The sequence below is a fragment of the Planctobacterium sp. AWH2_060 genome (assembly GCF_056158425.1).
Window position 1 is genome coordinate 841,347 of sequence record NZ_JBSWTG010000001.1, and the last position, 20,683, is coordinate 862,029.

Annotated in this window: 19 protein-coding genes; 14 read left to right on the top strand and 5 right to left on the bottom strand. The window is 44.9% G+C overall.

Annotated elements, in window-relative coordinates; all coding sequences use genetic code 11:
* Nucleotides 1-152 precede the first annotated feature (152 nt).
* Complete coding sequence (locus ACXAD8_RS03755) at nucleotides 153-842, bottom strand: PAS domain-containing protein (RefSeq protein ID WP_475225070.1); 690 nt, start codon at nucleotides 840-842, stop codon at nucleotides 153-155.
* A 235-nt stretch (nucleotides 843-1,077) separates the two neighbouring features.
* On the opposite strand from ACXAD8_RS03755, the gene ACXAD8_RS03760 reads away from it, so the two are divergent.
* The 4 genes from ACXAD8_RS03760 to ACXAD8_RS03775 are packed head-to-tail and all read left to right on the top strand — an operon-like array spanning nucleotide 1,078 to nucleotide 3,651.
* Nucleotides 1,078-1,926, top strand: coding sequence for a mechanosensitive ion channel family protein (locus ACXAD8_RS03760; protein ID WP_475225072.1), 849 nt, complete (start codon nucleotides 1,078-1,080; stop codon nucleotides 1,924-1,926).
* Entirely contained in the window at nucleotides 1,919-2,299 is a 381-nt protein-coding gene (locus tag ACXAD8_RS03765; protein ID WP_475225075.1) for a hypothetical protein, read from the top strand. The genes ACXAD8_RS03760 and ACXAD8_RS03765 overlap by 8 nt, the downstream gene beginning before the upstream one ends.
* A gap of 21 nt (nucleotides 2,300-2,320) precedes the next feature.
* Complete coding sequence (locus ACXAD8_RS03770) at nucleotides 2,321-2,773, top strand: SRPBCC family protein (RefSeq protein WP_475225077.1); 453 nt, start codon at nucleotides 2,321-2,323, stop codon at nucleotides 2,771-2,773.
* A 38-nt stretch (nucleotides 2,774-2,811) separates the two neighbouring features.
* Complete coding sequence (locus tag ACXAD8_RS03775) at nucleotides 2,812-3,651, top strand: substrate-binding periplasmic protein (RefSeq protein WP_475225079.1); 840 nt, start codon at nucleotides 2,812-2,814, stop codon at nucleotides 3,649-3,651.
* A 38-nt stretch (nucleotides 3,652-3,689) separates the two neighbouring features.
* On the opposite strand, the gene ACXAD8_RS03780 is transcribed toward ACXAD8_RS03775, so the two are convergent.
* From ACXAD8_RS03780 to ACXAD8_RS03790, 3 genes are all read right to left on the bottom strand, one after another.
* Entirely contained in the window at nucleotides 3,690-5,828 is a 2,139-nt protein-coding gene (locus ACXAD8_RS03780; RefSeq protein WP_475225082.1) for a lipoxygenase family protein, read from the bottom strand.
* Nucleotides 5,829-5,953: 125 nt separating this feature from the next.
* Complete coding sequence (locus tag ACXAD8_RS03785) at nucleotides 5,954-8,194, bottom strand: TonB-dependent receptor (protein ID WP_475225085.1); 2,241 nt, start codon at nucleotides 8,192-8,194, stop codon at nucleotides 5,954-5,956.
* Nucleotides 8,195-8,348: 154 nt separating this feature from the next.
* Complete coding sequence (locus tag ACXAD8_RS03790; protein ID WP_475225088.1) at nucleotides 8,349-13,403, bottom strand: diguanylate cyclase; 5,055 nt, start codon at nucleotides 13,401-13,403, stop codon at nucleotides 8,349-8,351.
* Between the two features lie 304 nt (nucleotides 13,404-13,707).
* Between ACXAD8_RS03790 and ACXAD8_RS03795 the strand changes: the two genes are divergently transcribed.
* Nucleotides 13,708-14,568, top strand: a complete 861-nt coding sequence (locus tag ACXAD8_RS03795; protein WP_475225091.1) for an HD domain-containing protein — start codon at nucleotides 13,708-13,710, stop codon at nucleotides 14,566-14,568.
* Between the two features lie 197 nt (nucleotides 14,569-14,765).
* The gene (locus ACXAD8_RS03800; protein WP_475225093.1) at nucleotides 14,766-15,197 is read left to right on the top strand and encodes an acetyltransferase; all 432 of its coding nucleotides are present in this window, start codon (nucleotides 14,766-14,768) and stop codon (nucleotides 15,195-15,197) included.
* A gap of 312 nt (nucleotides 15,198-15,509) precedes the next feature.
* On the opposite strand, the gene ACXAD8_RS03805 is transcribed toward ACXAD8_RS03800, so the two are convergent.
* Nucleotides 15,510-15,827 (bottom strand): helix-turn-helix domain-containing protein, encoded by a 318-nt coding sequence (locus tag ACXAD8_RS03805; protein WP_475225095.1) that lies wholly within the window; start codon nucleotides 15,825-15,827, stop codon nucleotides 15,510-15,512.
* Nucleotides 15,828-16,169: 342 nt separating this feature from the next.
* Between ACXAD8_RS03805 and ACXAD8_RS03810 the strand changes: the two genes are divergently transcribed.
* The 8 genes from ACXAD8_RS03810 to ACXAD8_RS03845 all read left to right on the top strand — a co-directional run bounded on the left by ACXAD8_RS03810 (nucleotide 16,170) and on the right by ACXAD8_RS03845 (nucleotide 20,683).
* On the top strand, nucleotides 16,170-17,267 hold the full coding sequence (locus ACXAD8_RS03810; RefSeq protein ID WP_475225098.1) for a replication initiation factor domain-containing protein: 1,098 nt from the start codon (nucleotides 16,170-16,172) through the stop codon (nucleotides 17,265-17,267).
* Nucleotides 17,252-17,584, top strand: coding sequence for a hypothetical protein (locus ACXAD8_RS03815; RefSeq protein WP_473021291.1), 333 nt, complete (start codon nucleotides 17,252-17,254; stop codon nucleotides 17,582-17,584). Before ACXAD8_RS03810 ends, ACXAD8_RS03815 begins: the two co-directional genes overlap by 16 nt.
* 2 nt (nucleotides 17,585-17,586) lie before the next feature.
* Nucleotides 17,587-17,856 carry a hypothetical protein gene (locus tag ACXAD8_RS03820; protein WP_475225100.1) on the top strand — a complete coding sequence of 90 codons (270 nt, stop codon included), beginning with the start codon at nucleotides 17,587-17,589 and terminating at the stop codon, nucleotides 17,854-17,856.
* Nucleotides 17,857-17,858: 2 nt separating this feature from the next.
* A complete protein-coding gene (locus ACXAD8_RS03825; protein ID WP_475225102.1) occupies nucleotides 17,859-18,104 on the top strand; it encodes a hypothetical protein in 246 nt (81 codons plus the stop codon).
* Nucleotides 18,104-18,601, top strand: coding sequence for a hypothetical protein (locus ACXAD8_RS03830; protein WP_475225105.1), 498 nt, complete (start codon nucleotides 18,104-18,106; stop codon nucleotides 18,599-18,601). The genes ACXAD8_RS03825 and ACXAD8_RS03830 overlap by 1 nt, the downstream gene beginning before the upstream one ends.
* A 12-nt stretch (nucleotides 18,602-18,613) precedes the next feature.
* On the top strand, nucleotides 18,614-18,748 hold the full coding sequence (locus ACXAD8_RS03835) for a hypothetical protein (RefSeq protein WP_475225107.1): 135 nt from the start codon (nucleotides 18,614-18,616) through the stop codon (nucleotides 18,746-18,748).
* A gap of 103 nt (nucleotides 18,749-18,851) precedes the next feature.
* Complete coding sequence (locus tag ACXAD8_RS03840; RefSeq protein ID WP_475225109.1) at nucleotides 18,852-20,372, top strand: hypothetical protein; 1,521 nt, start codon at nucleotides 18,852-18,854, stop codon at nucleotides 20,370-20,372.
* Complete coding sequence (locus tag ACXAD8_RS03845; RefSeq protein WP_475225112.1) at nucleotides 20,369-20,683, top strand: DUF2523 family protein; 315 nt, start codon at nucleotides 20,369-20,371, stop codon at nucleotides 20,681-20,683. The genes ACXAD8_RS03840 and ACXAD8_RS03845 overlap by 4 nt, the downstream gene beginning before the upstream one ends.

A 20,683-nucleotide genomic window follows, 5' to 3' on the forward strand; every position in this document is an offset into this window, starting at 1 on the left:
ATTTATTTCGACGCCGCAGTATAGTTTAACCACTTTCGTTCGATATGAATCATTGTCGGGGCGCCGACTGCGCCTTAAGGTGAAGTAGACGACCCCCTTGATTTAGAATGAGTACTGGCACGTCCATTTAAATAGAGTATGAATTAAGCTGGTTATTTTTTTTGTTTAACCTGTTTCAATTTGGCCATATCAGCGTCGAACTCAGTTTCTGCAGTTTGCATACAGGAAGGACAGATACCATGACTTAGCGATGCGCCGGCGTTTTTACTGTGCAAGTAGTCTTCGATGGATAACCAGCCTTTTTGCTCGTCTTTAATGGCCTGGCACCAGGCGCAAATGGGGATGAAATCGTTTATCACATGGGGTAACGAGGCTTCCAGCTTATTTTGTAAAGTCACCTGCTCAGTGATGTCCTGAATGGCTCCAAAAAAACGCACTGGCTTACCATCCTGGTTATGCTCCACTTTGCCAAAGGCTTTAAAGTACTTTATGCGCTCATCAATTCGCAGCCGATATTCGTAGGGAGCTCCACCACCATTTTTTAGCCATTCCTGAGTGCGTTGATTGTGATGTTCCCGATCATCCGGGTGGATGCGTTCTAAAACTTTCTGATAGGTAATTTGTGTACCCGGTGGAACTTCGAACATACGATAGGCGTTTTCCGACCAGACCACGATATCTTCGCTGATATGCCATTCCCATAACCCCAAATTCGCTAAGGATTCGGCTTCTTTGAGTTGTTTTTTAAGGTCCTGGACCTGGCGTTTTAGCAGAGCCAACTCCTCAGTGACTTGTGGCTTAACTAAGTTACTATCTTGCGGATGGTGTAATCCATTATTCATGGGGACTGCCTGAGTGATTTCGCTATCATTCAGCAATTGGCACAGTCAGTGCGATTGCATACCTATTTTTAGCAGAATTACCGCCGTTGGGCAATTTTAGCTCTGCGACTAATTGCCTATGTACAGTGAGCAGAGATGATATAGTACTATGTATCAAGAACCTAAAGTGGCATACACAGAGCTTAGTTGCCCGTTTAGTTCGAACGTTTAAACCTCCTGAATCTGAGCCAAAAGCATGAATGAATCTGCCAATCAACAATTAGAACAAGTTCAACAGGTCTACAGCCTTATCGTTAATTTTCTTGTGGAATACAGCTTCCAGTTATTAGGTGCGCTGTTTGTTTTTATTTTGGGCTTGCTGATAGCACGACGGATTTCTGCAGCGGTCGTGGCGCTGTGTAAAAGAAAGAACCTGGATATCACCTTGTCTCAGTTTATCGGAAATGTGGTTAAAATCACTATCCTGGTGATGATTGCCATAATCTGTTTAAACATGATTGGCATCAGTATTACCCCATTTGTGGCGGCCATCGGTGCGCTTGGTTTGGGAGCTGGGTTGGCAGTGCAGGGGCTGCTATCTAATTATGGTGCGGGATTCAATATCATTCTCGCCAGGCCCTTTGTAGTGGGGGATACTATTCAGGTTGAGGGTGTTTCTGGCGTTGTGCGTGAGATCACTTTGGCCTTTACCAAATTAGAGGATGAAGATGGCGTTGAGATCCTGATCCCCAACAAACATATTGTTGGCGAGATTTTGCACAACTCTAGGAATTACACTCTGACCGAAATGCAGGTTGGGGTAGCCTATGATAGTGACTTAGACCAGGTTATCGCTTTGCTGAGCGAAGCGCTAAACAAGATGTCGGTGGTTACCCAGGAGCCGTCACCACTGATTGGTATTGCAGAGTTTGCGGACAGTTCCGTTAATATAGAAGTGCGCTATTGGGTGGAAACCGATAAGTTGTTTGCCAGTCGATATCAGGTAAACAAAATGATTTGGGATACCCTGAAGGCCAATAACATTGCCATTCCCTTTCCTCAGCGAGAAGTCACGCTATTATCAACCGGTAATAATCATGCTTAAAAAATTAATTGTAGGCTTAGTCGTTAGTTGTTTTTGCTGGCAAGTATTGGCGCAAGGAACCCCACGGCACGGTAAAATCATGGTAATTAATGATGTCTCGCTGGTCTGGCACAGTAAACGCCAATCCTGGATTGGGCTGAATGATTTTTGGTTGGATTATGCCGGTAACAATGGCGCAAAATTCTGGGGAACGCTGGATAGTTATCCCCAATACGATCAAGTACAGGAAAATGATACACTGATTATACAAACTGATGCCGGACCTTGTTTGATGGAGTTTTTCCATGAAAGGTGGCGCAGAGCCAATGACGTGCGTCGTTGGGATAAAGCATTTAATGAGTACGGTGGTTGTAGCACTGTATTTGACGACTAACCCATTATTCAGGAAGTTGTTTTGTACAAGATAGAAGTAGTAGAACTGTTAGACATGCCGATAGATGCAGCTTTTAAGATGTTAACTGATCATAGTAACTATAATCTGTATCCAGGCATCAAAGCGGCGCAGTTGTTAAAAACTGGCAACACTGAGCCCAATGGCGTAGGCGCTGTTCGGGAAGTTAAGGTGAGTGGCGCAACGTTACAAGAAGAAATCATTAAGTTTGAACCTAACAAGGTGATGGAATATCGCATAACTGATTCAAAGCCTTTGCGCATTTATCACCCTGGAGGCCGCATGGAGTTCTCTGAGGAAGGCGATAAAACGCGTGTAGCCTGGACTTCAGAGTTTGGCATGCAATTCCCGTTGTTTGGTCAGATGCTGGATAATTACATAGGGCCGAGAATGGCTAAATCTTTTTCTAATCTGTTGCAAGGCGTAGCCAGCCGCTATCGCTTTTTTAACCGATAAACTGCAAAAGATATTTTGCTGGGAGTAGGTGGTTGACTATGCAGTTCACTGGTGTTGTTGCTACCGCCATAGCTGGATTGCTCCTGTTGCCTCAGGATGGCAATGCACAAAGCAAACCGCTACAACTCTTCACTGAGTCGTTCCCACCCTATAACTTTTTGCAAGATGATAAATTACGGGGCATTAACTACGAGATAGTTGCTGCCGCGTGCGAATTAGCTGAGATTGAATGTGATTTTAGTCTGGTACATTGGAATCGGGCTTATACAGCGGCATTAACTCATGAAAACACCGGCGTTTTTACCACGGCTCGTTATCCAAAGCGCGAAGCGTTATTTCGCTGGGCGGGCCCGCTGACCTCCAGTAACGCTTGTTTTTATCGCTTAAAGACACGTACCGATTTCAAGGTTAAAAACGAACAAGACCTGTTGAATTATACGGTGGGTATTGCCCGTGGCGATATCTATCAGGATGTCCTGAATGATTTGGGAATGACGGAAGGCAAGGAATACCTGACTTTTTCCAACAAGCATGAAGACAGTCAAATGTTTGCACATCACAAACTGGATCTGATGATCGGCTCGTCTTTAACATTGGCTTATCAACTCAAAAGAGTCGGCTTGAAACCGCAAGACGTGGTGCCAGTGTTAGAGCTTAATGATGATGCTTTGGGTGGTAACCACCTGGCACTGAATAAATCCACCGATCTGGAGATAGTCAACGCGTTGCAGCGAGCCATGGATGAAATGTTAAACAATGGCACCTATGCCAATACTATTGCTAGTTATGTTTCTCCGCCGGAGCAATCGGCATTCGCCAGCAGTTCGCTCAAACGCTGTTTAAACGGCTCAACGAATATTACCCCAGGTAGCAATTAAAACCGAGAAGCATTAAGCTTCCCGGTTTATAAGCTAAGTTAAATACTGATACTGTTTGGGATTTTTGACGGGATCTGGAATGGGTATTCCATTGGCCGGGTTTTGTTGCGCTGCGTAATAGTGCCCTCTATTTCTTTCAAAGCTTGCTGAAATTTGACCAGAGGTGCAGCCACTCGAGTGTCATCAAAATAAGGGCCATCGTCCTTTTCATCGCCTTCGTCGTAATGGCCAAAAGTATCGTACTGCAGACTCGAAAGCAGGTACTCAAACAGGTAAGTGTAAGAGGCTACATCCAGAGGCGGATAGTATTTACAGCAATCCTCTTCATCGTTTATTACCGTATCCTTGCCTGGTGCAGGTTCATAAATGGTGCCAGCCACACTGGGCATAAAGGACATCAGTGGATATTGAGCAAAATTTACCGATGCGTGTTGTGGTCCGGCGATGTAAATAATCTGCGCAATAATGCGTTTCAGATAATCCACTGAAGCCAAAACCCATGGATGTCCGTCTGCGTCCGGATTTTCCTGCAAGTGTTCAAAGCCTTTGAATCCGGCGTAATCACCCGACACCATTTCGTTTATCCAGTTCTGCAACTCAAAGTCTTTAACGACATCTTCATCGCTGCTGTAGTAGATATCGATATAGTCCGAAACCCAATTAAAGGTCGCTTGCCACAACAACATGGTGTCATCTCTGAAGGGGAAGCTAGGGATGGTATCTACACCACGACGGGCAAAAAGGACTTCTGGGTTGTTGTGATCAAATTTCCAATTTTTGTGGGCTTCCGCTACCAGATCCCAGGTATCCTGAATTCTCGGGCCAACATTGGTGGCGACCACACCACCGGGAATGATCAGACTATGCAAGGCACTTTGATTGATATTAATGGTAAAGCGAAAGTGTGGTTTTAACAGAACCATCAGTGGGTGAACCTTCGCGAAGTTGCGGTTGGCAGCCACTACCATAGGGTCAATTTCCAGGTGACAGTCGCCCAGGTGAGCAACGGATTCGTGTTGAATGGCGTTGCTGACATTGACAAAATACTTGGCAATTAACCACTTGTAACCGTTTTCGTCATTGGCATTGCCGGCATCTTTTGAGGTGAAAATAGGGGCCTTAACCGGATCTGGCTTTTGCAACAACTGAATGGCAATTGGCTGTAAAGCGCCACCTTCTGTTTGCGGATAGCCTTCCGGTGGATTGGGGTTCAGATAAAACAGGCACATTGGTGCACCTAAGAAACGCTCTTCACCGTGAACAGGCACACAAGTAGCACCTTCGAGACACTCATAATCCACTACAAACAAGCGATTTTGCTCTGCTGCAGCTTTGAGGCTAAGGGTGTCGTCGCCCACCTCGATTTTTAACATTTCATCGGTTACGGGAAACTTAGTCAGCAGCTTGTCCAGGTCCACAATGTCGGTATTCTCTGGGGCATTTATGCGCACGCCGCGTAACATGGTGGTGTTAAAGCCGCCTACCTGCAGGTACCCTAGAAACCAGTCCTCCATACACTGAAATTGTGCATCTGCCATCCAGGGCTGTTTGTTATCGTCAATTTGCAGCATTAATGGCGTGGGGATTTTTTGAAACAGTTGTTTATACCTTTCCCAGGTTTCCGCTTCCAGAATTTCTCTTCTTTCGGTGGTAGACAATAAATCCCACATTGAGCTCTTCAAAATAGCCGTAGGGCCGTTTTTCTCCACTTCTTTGGCCAGCTTTTTAATAGCTTTTAAACTGCTTTGTAGTTTGGAAGGCAGGCTGCGCAACTCTACTCCCAACGCTTCCGGAATATCGTCCAGTGCGTCAAATATATCGCCAATGGCGTCTACCTTGTCGCTGATGTTGCTATCCTGAAAATCAATTAGTTCTTTAGCGGCATCTCTGATGCGGTCTAGTATTGAGTGCTTCTTGGTGAGTTCTTTCTCCTCCTCCAACATATCCTCAAGATTAGCAATTAAATTCGCCATCATGGTGGCTACGATGGGGATCAGTTTCAATTTATAGGGCGTGTTAAATTCTTCTCCATCCGGCAGGTCTGCTGAAAGTGCCACACCTAACATATAGGTATTCATATAATTGAATGACGTACCTGCAACCGAAAGCTGAAATGCTCTGGCTGCTTGTTGTGCGGCAGAGTCTTTTTGCGGAAGTGAGGGGATTACTGAGCTCATATTAACCATTATCCTTAATTAACGGGTTTTGACTGGAAAGCATCAACACGCTCAATTGAGATGTTAACTGTTGAAAATGTAGCAAAAGGAAAGGAATTTACCAGTCACCAGGCCCGCTGATTTTGTTAAAAATGATAACTGAGCTCAACGCCGTATCGGCGGGCTTCGCCTTTCAGGTCCTGCAGCAAGCCAAAAGCGGGACCCATATCGAAATGAATCTGGCTGTATTCTTCATCTGTCAGGTTCTTAACCCACAAGGTAACTTCCCAGTTATGTCGTTCCCAACTGGCGCTGCCGTTCCATAAAGTATAGGCATCTTGCATTGCCAGTGGGTTTTGGTTCTGATCAAAGTAAAAAGCCGATTGATAATCAAACTCCAGTTGCAGACTCAGAGTCCCCATGTCTGTGTCAGTGCGATAATTAACTAAGCCATTGGCATTCCATTCTGAGCTGAAGGGCAGGCGATTATCCCGAATGGTTTGCCCTTGTACATTGATAAACTCTTCCAGGTTTGCCTCTGGTAAATAACCAATACCCGCCTGCAATAACCAGTCGGTTCCGGGCATGTAGGTAATGTCCAGTTCTGCACCATAAATCACAGATTCACCAACATTATCTAACACCTGAGCGGGCGCCGCTAACTGCTCTGCGGATTGCTGGTTCATAAATACCTGTTGATCCTGGTAATCGTAATAAAACGCAGCGAGGTTCAGATTAAAGTCTTTGGAGCCGGTTTTCATACCGACTTCCCAGGCTGTGAGCGTTTCCGGACCATACTCCGCCAGTCGCGCTTCATCAACGGAAAAAGCCAGGCTACCGTTATAACCACCACTCTTAAAGCCCCGGTTAAGACTGTAATACAAACTGGTGCTGTTGGAGATACGCTGCACTAAGGCAATTTTACCGGACAGGTTATTGTCTTTGATTTCGCCCGGGATTTTCCAACCCGGTACGGTAATGCCGTTAAAGTCTCCCGCCATTAATGGCACGTTTAATAGCGAGGTGGCGAAGTAATCAATATTTTCCCAGGTATAACGCAAGCCCGTGGTTAAGGTCAGGGTGTCACTGAGCTGATAATCTAACTGACTGTATGCTCCCAGAGAATTGGTAAATACCTGATTATCATAAAAAAGATGCACAGGTCCGGTGCTCAGAAAGGCTCTGTAATCATAAAACAGGTCAATTTCATTGTCCTGCTGAATGTCTTCATCCAGATAAAATAACCCGGCAATCAGGTAATGCTCACCCAATTGCTGATTTAGCCGAAATTCCTGGGTGAAAATCTGATTATCTACGCCCAGATCGCCATCACAAAGACGGGATGGGCTGGCATCGCAGTTAAAGGTGTGCAATCTGTCTAACTGATTGATACTGGTAATAGAGGTAAAACTGCGCTCTGGAGTTAGCTGATAATTAAGTTCAAAGCTGGCCCCATATCGTTCGGTTGTGTGAGGACTGTTGTCGTCTAGTCGTACATCGTGAAAATTATCAGTGCCAACATTAAACCCAAAATTGTCGGTACAGGCTGTTGTTCCAGCCGTTTCCGGTGAGCAAATTTCACCAGAAGCGGAAATATAACCTTTGCTTCTGACCGGTTTAACATTGCCATCCCAGTCAGCAGCGTGCAATTTGAGTAAAAAGCTCAGATCCTCTTGTTCGTGTCTGAGCTGCAGACGCACATTGTTTTGTCTCATCCCGGCCTGAGGATATCCGTGCTCCAGGTTGTTAGAGGAATAATCGTAGTCCTGTTGACTAAAGCCCACTCTTAACGCGGTAGAATCTGAAATCGGGGTATTGTATACCCCTTCAATTTTGTGGTGCTCCTGATTGGCTAGACCAAGGGTTAGATAGCCCTCAGTTTCAAACACAGGTTGTTTCGAAGTAAGCAACACAGCGCCGCCTGTGGTATTTCTGCCAAACAAGGTGCCTTGTGGTCCTTTTAATACCTCAATTCGCTCCATATCAAACAGATACAGCAACGAATTACTCAACGAGCCACCAACCACGTTATCGACGTAGAACGCTACCGGAGCTGTAGTTGTATTGTTGTAATCCAGACTGCCGACACCGCGGATATTCACCACAGGTGGCGCGCCTTCACCAGTGTTTGCGGTAATCTTTACATTGGGAATTTGCGCAGATAATTGAGTGGTATCTTTGAGCTTGAGCTTATCCAGCACATCGCCTTGCAATACTGAAACAGCCACACTGACATCCTGAGATCTTTGAGGACGTTTTTGTGCATAGACAGTAATATTCTCCATTTCTGATTGTTCAGATGACTGCGTATCATGGGTTTCATTGGCGGAAATTGAGGCATGAACAAGTGCCCCAAATATTGTGGCAGTGAGTGCAGTTTTTTTCATTAAAATCATATGTTTTCAGTCAAGCTACGGTAAATGTAATCCCTGACGTCGGATTTAGCACAGAAAAATCCTAACTTTTTTGCACTAAACCAAGTGTAGCATATAAAAGCGACCTGAAAATGTGTTGGACATCACTCAGGCTTGCAGGGAGGGCTTATTGGGGGTGAACTTCAACTCGGTTTCGGCCTTTATTCTTCGCCTGATATAAAGCCTGATCGGCACAGTGTAATAATTGTTCCAGTGTTTCATTGCCACCATTAAAACCACAGACACCAATGCTGGCCGAAATACTGAAATGATGAGGGTCACTAATGATTTGCAGTGATTCGATGGAATTGCGTAATCGGTGAGCGACGTTTTGACACAGCTCCAGATCCGTATCTGGTAGCAGTAATGCAAACTCTTCACCACCCATACGGCCAAACAGGTCCCCGGGACGCAAAGTCTTCATGCAGTTTTTCACTACTTTTTTTAAAGCCTCGTCGCCTGCGGCATGGCCAAACTCATCATTAACAGCTTTGAAGTGATCAATGTCCAACATCATGATGCCAATGGGTCTGCCGGAACGCTTCGAACGAGCTATTTCAACGTTGGCCAGTTCGATAAAGTGTCTTCGGTTGCAGGCGCCTGTTAACGAATCAAGGGTTGCCAATAACGTTAGTTTTTCGTTGGCTTCGTGCAGTTTTTTGGTGCGCTCCTTAACTCTGGCTTCCAGGTCTGCGTAGAGATTTGCGTTTTCCATTGAGATAACTAACTGCGATGAGAGTAATTGAATTATTTCAATTCGCTCTGGTGTAAAGGCATTGCGCAGTAAGTTATTTTCCAGGTACAGCAGGCCCAGAACTTCACTTCTGTGGGAGATTGGCACACACAGGATGGATTCAGGACGGTGTTTGATTACGTATGCATCCTGCGCACAAAGTGGGTCCTCTGTGGCGTTGTGAATAGGTAATGCCTGTTGAGTCCGAAGCACATATTGCAATACCTGAAGGGGCAAACGCTCATCAGTCATAAAGCTGAAGTCTTCATCATACAGCTCTACTTTTTTGTTTTCCAAGGTGGCTTTAGCGGTCCATTGCCACAAACCGTTGTTGCGCAGTAACAACGAGGCGTTTTGCGCTCCGGCGTTCTCCACCACTAATAGCATCATGGTATGAATGAGCTTTTCTTTTACAATTTCTCCGGAAATAGCCTGTGAAGCTTTCATAACGGAGTTAAGGTCGAGGCTTTGGCTTTGGGTAAACCCAGAAGTCACTGTGGTAGGCGTTTTTTCCCAGGTTTTTATTGTTGTATCAAAGCCCAATAACTGATCGAAGTTTTCCAGCAGCTTGATTTTCTTAACTTCGCAGCCCCATAGATCGTACAAATGAAATGCGCGTTTGAGGTATATCTGCGCCACTTCAATTTTGTTGTACTGCAACCAAAATCGAGCCAGAAACTCATTGCTTAGGGCTTCTTCATGCACCATGCCGCTTAAACGTGCTTCTTCGATTGCTTTCTCGTAGAGCTTGATGGTTTTGAGATTAAATGAGGTGGTTAAACGGCTAAGCTCTGCTTTGACTAGTGTGGCTTTACTGGCAAAGTTGTGGGAACAACCCTGCGACCAACCATTAAGTAATTTGGAGAATTGCCGTAGCTGATCCAGTTGTTCTTTACTGAGTTCGATATCTCTGTGGCGCATCACCAGATTCAGACTGCTGAAGTAATAAAACTGCGGTAAATAGATTGAAGAAACGACCCCCGGTAGCAGTGGAATGATATTTTGACCATAGGCATCGGCAACAGCCCAGTCTTCTGCTAAAAACGCCGTCAACTGTTTAAAGCTAAACAGTTTTGCCAGTGCGGTGTGATCCTCCACACTTTCATGCATCGGCACCCCTACGGTTTCTTTGTAGAATTCCCCTTCTAAAACCCAGGGGTGTTCATTGGGTTCCCGTAAATTGCTGATGGTTTGACACAGCATGGAAACGTAATGGTGAAACACTTCCTGACCGGCTTCTTCAATACTGTCCAGGTAGGCTCTGGTACTTTGCAATAAATCAGCAAGATTTTGCCCAGTGTAAAAACTGTGGACCTTTTCCATCATGGCCGACATCGACGCGTATTCCAGATCACCACGGGTCAGCGCCAGTTGGAAATTACTGCGTAGATCTGAAATAGACAATTCCAGAGGTTTTTTCCAAATTTCTACAAAGGTTTTGATGACATAAACCGTACGTACTTCTATGTCTGTTGCAGAAAAGCGCTCTATCAGCTTTTGTGCAACATTGGCATAGCGTTGTGCTTTGTCGATGTCGCCCACCAAACCGCAAAGCAAAATACCCAGCGTGGCGAAAGCAAATGAGCTGGTGCCGGTGCAGCCTCGGGTGACCGACAATTGCACCATCTTACACACCAGCAGTGCAAACAGCATGGGTTGACTGCGAAAAGCCGCGGCAGCAAATACATTCAGCACATCCAGGGCTATTTGCGCTTCTGGATCCTGGGCATCATTTCCGGAGAGTAAGAAAGTATCATCTACAGATGAAAGCGAGATCAAAGTAGAAGAAATTGCCTGCTCCACATCTTGCTCATCCGGGTTGCGTGGCATATCAATATCAAACAAAGACATGGCAGCCAGTCCCACATCAACCGCCTCATCGGAACGGTTTTGCGCAATCAATGCCAAAATTCGGATTTTCATGGCACTTAATTTTGCGAACTTGTCGGAAGTGTGACTCTCCAGATTCTGAAGTATGTTGGACATCTCAACATAGCTAGTGTTGATGCAACTAACTTCAGCCGCCTGAAGGTAAATACCAATAATAAAATCGGTTTTACTCTGCCAGTCATTCTCGTTAATTAGCGACAGGGTAACTGCAAAGTAGTCTGCAGCTATAGAAAAGGCGGCACTGGTTTTTGCTCTCTCACCAGCAATGCGATTCATATTAATAACATTGAGCCGTTCCTGATCTTGCTCAAGGTCTTTGAGATTGACATTAAAGTGATTAACGACTTCAAAAATGCGTTCGTTTAATTCGTTGCCTGATAACTTTTCACTGAGGATCCGACCAATCTGTAAATGCAATTTATCACGCTGTACTTCAGACATTGAAGCGTGTGCTGCCTGTTGAACCCTGTCATGTAAAAAGCGGTACTCGGCCCGTGATTTTAGCTCCGATGTTACTGACAGTTGTGTATCCGAATCCAGGTACTGCGCCCATTGCCAAGCTTCGTCCACAGGCACTAAAAAGCCGGCTTTTAACGCCTCCATTAACTGTCTTGCAACCTGTTGTACCGGCTGATGACTAATAGTGGCTAACGTATGCAGTTCAAACCGATTGCCAATACAAGCTGCACACTGCAGTAACGACTGGGTTTCAGGTGACAGGGCGTTCATCTTTTTCAGCATCAAGTCGATGACGTTATCGGTACTGTCAGCTGACACTAATGTGGCAATATCCCAGGTCCATTGCATCCGTTCATGACTAAAACGAATTTGTCCTGCATCGTACAGGGACAGCAGAAACTGATTGAGATAGAAGGGGTTGCCTAATGTCTTGTCAAAACACAGTGACGCCAATTGACGACAAGACTGCATATCTAATCCGGTGGAATCGGCAATAAATCGATTCATATCCTGAGCCGATAAGGGGCTTAGTTTTAAGTTACTGCGCACCACATCGCTGTTGTTGAGATCCTCCAGGGTTTGAGCCAGGGGGTGGGTTTCAATGACTTCGTTGTCGCGCCAGGCTAATACCAGATAGAGGTGTTTAATATGATTGTCGTTAAGTAACAGGGATACCAGTTTTAAAGTGGCCAGATCACACCACTGCATATCATCCAGAAAGATAACTAATGGCCGCTCAGTGTCGCAGACAGCCCGCATAAATCGTTGAAAGGTTCGATGAAAACGGTTTTCTAATTCAGTCCCCTGAATATTGGCCAGCGTGGGTTGCTCTCCAATGATGTGTTTCATTTCGGGGATTACGTCTATCACCAGTTGACCATTGCCTTCCAGTGCCAGTAAAAAGCGCTGTTTCCAGTTTTCTATTTGCTCTTGATTTTCGGTAAGGATTTGACGCACCAGTGAAGTGGTCGCCTGGACAATGGCAGAGTAGGGGGTAGAGCGCTCAAATTGATCAAATTTGCCTTCGGTATAATAGCCCTGTCGTGACACAACAGGCTTTTGTATTTCTCTAATTAATGAGGTTTTGCCAATACCCGACGCACCAGACACGGTTAACAGTGACTTTCTACCATTAACCACTTTGTCGTATAGGCCCAACATGGTGGCCACTTCCAGCTCTCGTCCATAAATCTTTTGCGATAAATTGAGCTCTCCGGAGTGGTCATGTGCGCCCAGTACAAACTGGCCGATATCGCCGGTAGTGCTGTGTTCGCGACGGCATATTTCCAGGTCGCGCTTTAAGCCAGCGATTGTGACATAGCGATCTTCAGCGTTTTTAGCAATAAGCTTCATCACTAGGTCGGAAAGCGGCTTGGGAATACGGGCGTTAAGTTCATGAGGTGATTTGGGCACCTTAGCAATATGCGCATGAACCCACTCGATAGGATCGTCTGCATCAAAAGGCAAAGTGTTGGTGAGCATTTGATAAAAGGTAATCCCCAGGGAATAAAAATCGGTGCGGTAGTCCAGTACCCGATTCATTCTTCCTGTCTGCTCAGGTGAAATGTAGGCTAAAGTGCCCTTTAACACACCGGGTTTTTCACCATCAATACTTTCAGAGGCCAGCTCAATGGAAATACCAAAATCAATCAGTTTCATTTTTTGATTTTGTTTGTTGAGCAAGATGTTTGATGGGGTAATGTCTTTGTGAATGACTTTCGCGTCATGCACTATTGATAAACACTCTACAATTTTAATAGCAAATCGCCAGAATTCAGGCAGCCGCATAGCCCTTTCTTTATAGACCGTAGCTAATGATTCACCGTAAAAATCTTCAATCACCATCACTAGTGTGTTTTCGTGGCGAATTAATTCATGCGTACCTATAACACCGGGACCAGCCAGCTTTTTGGTTAATTCAAACTCCCGACGAAAGCGAGCAAGTTGCTCAGAGGTTGGGTAATCGTATTTGAGTTGTTTTAGTACGACACTGGAGGGAAACCCATTCTGCTCCGATTGCGTATTCTCAGCCCGAAAAACAATAGTGCCTGAACTTTCAAAAAGTTTTTCCTGGATTAAGTAACAACCAATTTGGAACATGTATGTGAGACCCGTTAAATGCCTTGTAAATTAGCCGGAGTAGGGGCATTAGTTATTGATAAAATTAGCAAATAACCTTAATTAATTCTATGAGATAAGATGAATTAGCCGTTTAAATCAACAGTTTTTGAGAAATTTATAACTATGGGCGCTTTCTCTTTTAACTGACTGTCCAGATAAACTACGGAATTGTAAATAAAATGTTGCAAGGCCGAAATTGTAACTCTATGATTAATAATAATAAAACAGATGAAAGCTTGCGAAAAAGATGCTCGGAGATATTTCCTACCCACTTCGACCAGTCGTGATTGATCAAGAATCATGCTTTTTCCTGCCCAATGACTACGTCACCAATAGCAAAGATCCGGTTGCCAGCTTGCACGAGTTTATGACGCTGGATATTTTCAGTTATAAAAACGGTCGTTATCTTCCTCAGTCTGAGTCCTTTATGGAAATTGTGGCGTTTGCTAAAGACTATTTATTGCAGGACGAAGAGAAGCTAGAAAAGCTCTATTTCCACAATGTTTGTCATACCTTTAATCCAGTAAAAGGAGTGTTATCTGTAGCATTAAAACTGGCCATTATTGATGGCATTGCTTATACCGACAAGTGTTACGAGCGCATTGGACTGGCGGCGGCACTGCACGATATTGGCAATATTATTGAGCGCCAGGAGCACGAGCAGATCAGTATTAATGTTTCTCACGATAAGCTTGTGGAGCTGGGATATAGCCAGGCAGTAATCGACAGTGTTGCATGCAGTATTTACAGCACAGCCATTGATTATTCAGACAATGTCGCCAAAAGACAGGTGGGCTCAAGAGAAGCCAAAATAGTTTCAGACGCAGATTTAAGTAATCCAGGCTTTTACGATGTAAACAACTTTGCTACAGAATCTATTAAAATCTGGCTGGAACTGGACCTGTTTGATATTTCAGAATTTGAAACCACAGGGGTTACGTTTACCCGAAAGTTTTTTGAGAGTTTGGGGGATTATTACACCAGCGCAGCCCGTTTATTATTTGCAGATAAACGCCGTACCAATCTGCGACTACTACAAGAAGAAATTACAAGACTTCTTAAAAAAGCAAATCACAATCGAGACACACTTATCGACTTAGTGACTGCAACTGATACCCGGATTGCGTCACTTTCAGCGATTTAGATAAGTAAAAGCGGTTACGCGTAATTCTTGCATCACCTAATATATCTGACTTTAGTGCTTTAGCTACGTTTGGGTCCAGATAGTACCGCCACAATGACATATTATTGAATTCAAGAGTAAATTGGCTTCGAAAAAATCCATCATGCTGATAAGATTCCTGTGTAAATTTATCTGAATACAACATGGAACCAATCGTTATGGAAATTAAAACAGCAAAGCCATCTGATTATTTGACCTTAATTGAAATATGGGAGGCGTCGGTGAGAGCCACGCATGACTTTTTACCAGAGTCAGATATTCAGGAGTTAAAGCCACTGATTCTGGAACAATATTTTGATGCTGTAGATTTAAAATGTGCCATCAATCAAAGTGGCAACATTTTAGGCTTCTGCGGTGTACATGACGGCAATATCGAAATGCTATTTATTGCACCTGAAGAAAGAGGCAATGGCGTAGGCTCATTTCTGACTCGTCACGCTATAGATCATCAGGCGGCACATAAAGTTGATGTAAACGAGCAAAATCCACAAGCAACAGGATTCTATCAGCGACTCGGCTTTAAAGTGACTGGACGTTCAGCCACTGACGGACAAGGTAAACCATATCCGATATTGCACATGTCACTTTGAATCGTATTTAATACCAACCTGAACAGGCCCGGCAAATCGTCGGGCTTTTTTATATCTCCATGAAAGTTGTGAACCTGGTAAAACAGCGGCTACAGAACCAAATTAGATTGAAGACAGCGAAAGCATAAATTAACTAATCACATTCTATCCACACTTTATGGGTTGTTCCCATAATGTATACATAGTTAATAACGCCCAATATGGCGTATTGTAACGCCCAAAAAGGGGTAGGCCGTAATTCGTTAAATTCTCAAAATGATAATGGACGCTAGATTTGATTTAGTGGCCAAAGCTATAGTGAACGGCCCATTACTAATCATTAGTAAGAACCTTTTTAAATACAAGGTTTTTACTGTCAATTAAGCTTTCATACCTCTCCTGAAGTTCACTATTGGCGTGTTTTGCAGCTTGAATAGCTATGAATAAATCATCAACGTTCCAATCAATATACTTGGCGATCAAATGAACATATTCGTCACTTGGAAACTTTGATGTATTGCGCCAATTCACCCACTTTTGATAAGTATTGTAAGGAATACCCATTTCTTCAGACGCTGACTTATTCGTAAGCCCTTTACTTTGCATCATCGCATACTTAAATGCTGAATCTAAAAACACCAATTTATCCAATTTGAGAACCTCCCCTCAATCCTATTAGAAAATCACACTCCAGATCAATGCTCACCACCATAAAGCCCATATTAGGGCGTTGACACGCCCAATATCGAGATTTAGTATTCGCCTAAAAATTATACCGCATCAAACACGGCCTTGGATTTATGATAACCATCTATTACGACAACGACGGAGCAGGAGTGAACGCCACATGTTCAGACTGGCCGTGTCGTAATGAATGGTTCAAATCTATGTCAGAAATGCGCGACTTCCTTACGTGTGAGTATGGCACCCAATACCAGTTAACAGAAATTACCCCGAAGAATTACCCTGAATTGTGTAGGCAAGGGGTGTTCGATGAATAAGAACTGGAAGCTCCACGATACTCTGTTTGTTGACCATCTGGCTTTTACCGTCCCGGTTTCCGATTTCCGCCATTTAAACCGGGCTGGCAAAGAAACCACAAAACGCAATCAATGGGTAAAACTCCCTCAGCCACTTTTCAGAAAGGCTAAATCACTGGAAGCAAAAGAAGCCCTTATTCGGGACTATCAGGCTAAATTTGAGGAAGTCTGCTATCAGCGTTGCCACCAGTTCATTGAAAAAATTCTCAATCTCAAAGTGGGCCATCCACGCAATAAGGGCCTGCATGGCTATCATGAATCAAGACGCCTGTACGACCCAACCGGAAAAATCGAAGTGGGCTTTCTGGCGTATGGTGGCAACAACGATACGGTTTATATCCAGATATCCGGCACCGGTTGCCAGCACACCTTTGCAAAAATTCGCCCCTTTGTACTGCATTACTGGCTCTCTAAAGTCTTAAGCATTATTCGCCTGTCCCGTATCGATATTGCTTACGATGATTTCACCGGAAACTTTGACACTAAATTTGCTGAACGGGCCTATGCTGACAACGGTTTTAACAACCCCAAAGGCGGGAGAACCCCGCAACTGGATATCAGGCGACCACGCACCAGCAAAGAATTGTTCGGTGATACCGTTTACGTGGGAAGTCGCAAAAGCCCGGTTTACTGGCGCATTTATGACAAATCGTTAGAGCAGGGCGTATCAGATAAAACATGGTACAGAACCGAAGTCGAACTTAAAAAAGTCTCGGTATCCGTACTGGAAGACTTACCCGCATCATTCGCGGCCCTCTGCGCCTTCGCTGGCTCCTACAAAGAACAAATTTCAGCAGACAGATTGCAACGTGTGCGCCTATCGCAGGTTAAAACCCGCCTCGAATTTGCGGGCAAAATCCGCTGGGCGCGCAGGCAAGTCGGCAAACTCTTAACGGACGTTGCCGAACATTTCAACGGTGATATTGAGAAAGCATATTCGATTATCGCCCGCGAATCTGGCGGGAAATTCAACCTGCCGGATACCTATAAACACTTACTTAACTTTGATTTAAGACCACTTGAGGAAGTAAAACCATGCAATTATTCGTGACCGGATTTGAACATTCAAAAGGCGTAGGCAAATCAAACAACAAGCCCTACGAAATAGCCACCCTCTATTGCTGCACACCGTTGCGCCCATGGAAAACCGAAAACGGTGAAAAGCGCGTTGCCGGATTTCATGCAGACGAGAAACAAAGCGGTTTCAAGGTCAAAGCTGACCCGAAACTGATTGAGGAATTCCTCGGTAATGCATATCCGGCCCATATGGACGTTCAACTGGAGCCAGACCCTGAGAACCCCATGAAAAACATGGTTGTTGGTGCTGAGCCTGTCAGACAGCATCAGGCCCCTAAAAAGGACGCATAACCATGCTTCGCTACAACCCATTTAATCCTTCGATGGATAAGCAAACCGCAACACTGTTGCTCAAGGACTTTGACAAGCTGGAGGCGGTTATATCTCCTTCTGAATTGCTCGAAATCGCAAAGCAGGCTGCACTTATGCAGGGTACTGATGACACCGAAGCACCAGAATATCTGCCCAAAACGGTGGAGAAAATGGAATCGTTCAGGGTGGAACACTGGGTCTTTGTTGCGATGGTCAATTATGGTCTTCGCTTAATCGAGAAGGACGCATAACCATGGACAAGGCCATCTTTATCAGTGGAGGTGAAAATGTCTTTCAGGCAATTGACACTTACTTTGTGTTTAGCGCTTATTTTCCTGATGGTGATTTTACATTTATCACTAACGGTAAAAATGGCCTTGGCGTAGCGATTCCGTTTGAGCAATTTGACCATGCCATGGTGCGCCTGTCGCAATCTGACCGGGTCACATTTGAGCATCAGGCCGATGGCAGCTATGAACTGATATACGGGGTGCACTGATGGCCTGTTATGGCTCTCAATCTGGCGGTACAGCGGGTGATTTTTACCATACAACTATCACCTATGAGGACTGTAACGGATTTGGCAATTACTGGCATGACACTGCGGCCAATTACGCGAATTATTACACGCCCACTGGTGATTCTGATGCTGGTATGACCTACGAAAATGGGACCTGTGGCGTATTAATTGATGGTACAGGTTACGCACTGGCTGATGACCCTAATCAGTGCGTTGCAAACGGTTACGATGTGTTTATTCGTGGCACAACCTATAAGGCCTATGTCAATGTTCCTGCTGATGACGGTTCGCCGCCTGATACCTCCGACAGCGACCCTGTACCGCTGACAATGGAAGATTTGTTCTTCCCGCAAAACATACCTGTATCTGATTATCAGATGATTTTTACACTGTTTTTCACACTGCCGTTGTTAGTCTATCTGGTGGCATGGGGCTATCAATCGGTAATCAATTTCGCCGCCAAAGATAATTACTAAGAGGTAATCATTATGGATTTTACTAATGTAACAGCCGCTGTGGATTCAACCACCATCGTTGCGGCATTAACAGCAATTGCAGCAATCAAAATTGCACCCGGTGTGGCCCGTTGGGGTTATAACAAGGTGATTGGTTGGTTCCGATAACTGGACTGCATTTGTTGTTGTTAAGGGGGCTGCGGTCCCCTTTATTGATTAAGGGGTGAAGACATGTTCTGGATATTAATGATTGCATTACTGGGGGTGATTTGTGCGTATGCAGCTATTGCCGGTTTTAGCTCGGATAACTGAAAAATTGATGTGGTGTGCCAGGTATATTGTCCTGCATCCTCTTAAGGCGCTGATCTTTGTCATCAAGGTATACCTGACGCTGATTTTATTTGCGTTTTGCATGACAGCAACCTTTGCTGCGTTTGCGAATATTACGATTGAAGAGGGTATGGATATAGACGGGCATCTGTATCACATCAGCAATGCGCTGGGTCAAAGGACAGAAACAACCGTTGTTGCGGTTACCAATGACAGGCACCATGGAGGCGACCCCGGCAATGCGATCAGTGCCTACTGTTCAGCGTACGAGCAAAGCAACAGAAAGCCGATTATTTCAGGGTGCAGTATACAGTCATCAAGTGTAGTCAACTCCGTCCTGATTGGGCAATGTAGTTGTGGTTATACTGATGGTCGTTTTAACCCGCCATCATGGACGGTGATCCATGAGGTAGCTGTTCAGGTCGCCCCGCTTGTTGTTTATAGCTGCCCCCCTCAAAACAAACCGTTTTACACACTGGCGGTTACTCAGTCAGAAATTACCATGTGTTATGACCCGCTTGATTTGTCAACACGCGACACCTGCCCAACCGGACCCACTTCACCCGATTTTATGTTGCCGTCTGATGGCTCCGGTAATGAGCGGATATGCAGCCAGACCAATGACGGCTCTATTTGTGCTTACGATTTAGCGCCTGATGCGGGAGTCTATACGCCCAATTTTGAGGCCAATTGTTACGAGGGTGAGATCCCCATGTATGACGATTCACAGTTATCTGATACCGCTGACAATGACCCTGACCGCAACTGTGAAGATTTAGGGAACGGCACCATGGCCTGTATTGAAGACCCTGAAAATGTGTGTACGGGATTTAGTTGCCAGGAAGGGTGCGGCATTTTTGGTCTGGGTGACCAGACAGAATTTATTTGTATATCCGGTGATTTAGATGGCGATGACGTGCCGGACTATGCCGACCCTGACATTGACGGGGATGGCATACCCAACGAACAGGATTTAGATTCTGACGGAGACGGACAAGACGACCCGGACTATGGAGAGCCGACAGAGCAGGTGGCTGTAACAGTAACATTTGATGACTCAGGGATTATCAGCGCCATTAATGCGCAGGGTAACAAGCTGGACGGTAAACTGGGGGAAATTAACGACCAGCTTACTCCCACAAAAAACGTGGATTTTGCCATTCCCGGTACATTGCGGGACATGACAGAGCCGAATGATTATTCACAGCGCAATTTTGGCACGGTGATAGAGGATGCAGTTACCAGAATGAAAACGGCGCCGCTGTTTACCGCGATTGATGCGTTTTTTGATGTTTCATTTGTGGGTCAGTGTCCGATTTATTCGGTATATGTGGACTATATAAAATTTACTATCACGATTGACCACTTCTGTGGCCCGGTAATGAATGCAATCTGGCCCATTATTCAGGCGGTGGTTATGGTGGTGTTTTCATTTATGGCGTTCAGGGTGGCGATATTATGATGGACTGGCTTGCGGATACGTTTCAGGGGTTTATTGCGTGGGTACATGAATTGTTCAGAATGTTACTACTGTTCCTGCGCGATTTATTTTTATTCGTCTTTGAATTATTACTGGATGGCATTGTGTATATATACAACAACATTCAGCCGCCCGTTTTCCTGTCTAACGGCATAGGCTCGCTGTTTGAGGCAGTGCCTCCGGACATTCTTTACTTTTTAAATATGTCTGGTTTCTCTACCGGATTGGCGATTTTTGGCAGCGGGGTCACGTTCCGCATGTTGAGAAAACTGTTTACGTTGGGGCAATGGTAA

What these genes read in the sequence shown, in the direction of transcription:
- ACXAD8_RS03755 (WP_475225070.1), bottom strand. Translation starts at nt 842, where the DNA reads ATGAATAATGGATTACACCATCCGCAAGATAGTAACTTAGTTAAGCCA.
- ACXAD8_RS03760 (WP_475225072.1), top strand. Translation starts at nt 1,078, where the DNA reads ATGAATGAATCTGCCAATCAACAATTAGAACAAGTTCAACAGGTCTAC.
- ACXAD8_RS03765 (WP_475225075.1), top strand. Translation starts at nt 1,919, where the DNA reads ATGCTTAAAAAATTAATTGTAGGCTTAGTCGTTAGTTGTTTTTGCTGG.
- ACXAD8_RS03775 (WP_475225079.1), top strand. Translation starts at nt 2,812, where the DNA reads ATGCAGTTCACTGGTGTTGTTGCTACCGCCATAGCTGGATTGCTCCTG.
- ACXAD8_RS03780 (WP_475225082.1), bottom strand. Translation starts at nt 5,828, where the DNA reads ATGAGCTCAGTAATCCCCTCACTTCCGCAAAAAGACTCTGCCGCACAA.
- ACXAD8_RS03785 (WP_475225085.1), bottom strand. Translation starts at nt 8,194, where the DNA reads ATGAAAAAAACTGCACTCACTGCCACAATATTTGGGGCACTTGTTCAT.
- ACXAD8_RS03790 (WP_475225088.1), bottom strand. Translation starts at nt 13,403, where the DNA reads ATGTTCCAAATTGGTTGTTACTTAATCCAGGAAAAACTTTTTGAAAGT.
- ACXAD8_RS03800 (WP_475225093.1), top strand. Translation starts at nt 14,766, where the DNA reads ATGGAAATTAAAACAGCAAAGCCATCTGATTATTTGACCTTAATTGAA.
- ACXAD8_RS03810 (WP_475225098.1), top strand. Translation starts at nt 16,170, where the DNA reads ATGAATAAGAACTGGAAGCTCCACGATACTCTGTTTGTTGACCATCTG.
- ACXAD8_RS03815 (WP_473021291.1), top strand. Translation starts at nt 17,252, where the DNA reads ATGCAATTATTCGTGACCGGATTTGAACATTCAAAAGGCGTAGGCAAA.
- ACXAD8_RS03820 (WP_475225100.1), top strand. Translation starts at nt 17,587, where the DNA reads ATGCTTCGCTACAACCCATTTAATCCTTCGATGGATAAGCAAACCGCA.
- ACXAD8_RS03825 (WP_475225102.1), top strand. Translation starts at nt 17,859, where the DNA reads ATGGACAAGGCCATCTTTATCAGTGGAGGTGAAAATGTCTTTCAGGCA.
- ACXAD8_RS03830 (WP_475225105.1), top strand. Translation starts at nt 18,104, where the DNA reads ATGGCCTGTTATGGCTCTCAATCTGGCGGTACAGCGGGTGATTTTTAC.
- ACXAD8_RS03835 (WP_475225107.1), top strand. Translation starts at nt 18,614, where the DNA reads ATGGATTTTACTAATGTAACAGCCGCTGTGGATTCAACCACCATCGTT.
- ACXAD8_RS03845 (WP_475225112.1), top strand. Translation starts at nt 20,369, where the DNA reads ATGATGGACTGGCTTGCGGATACGTTTCAGGGGTTTATTGCGTGGGTA.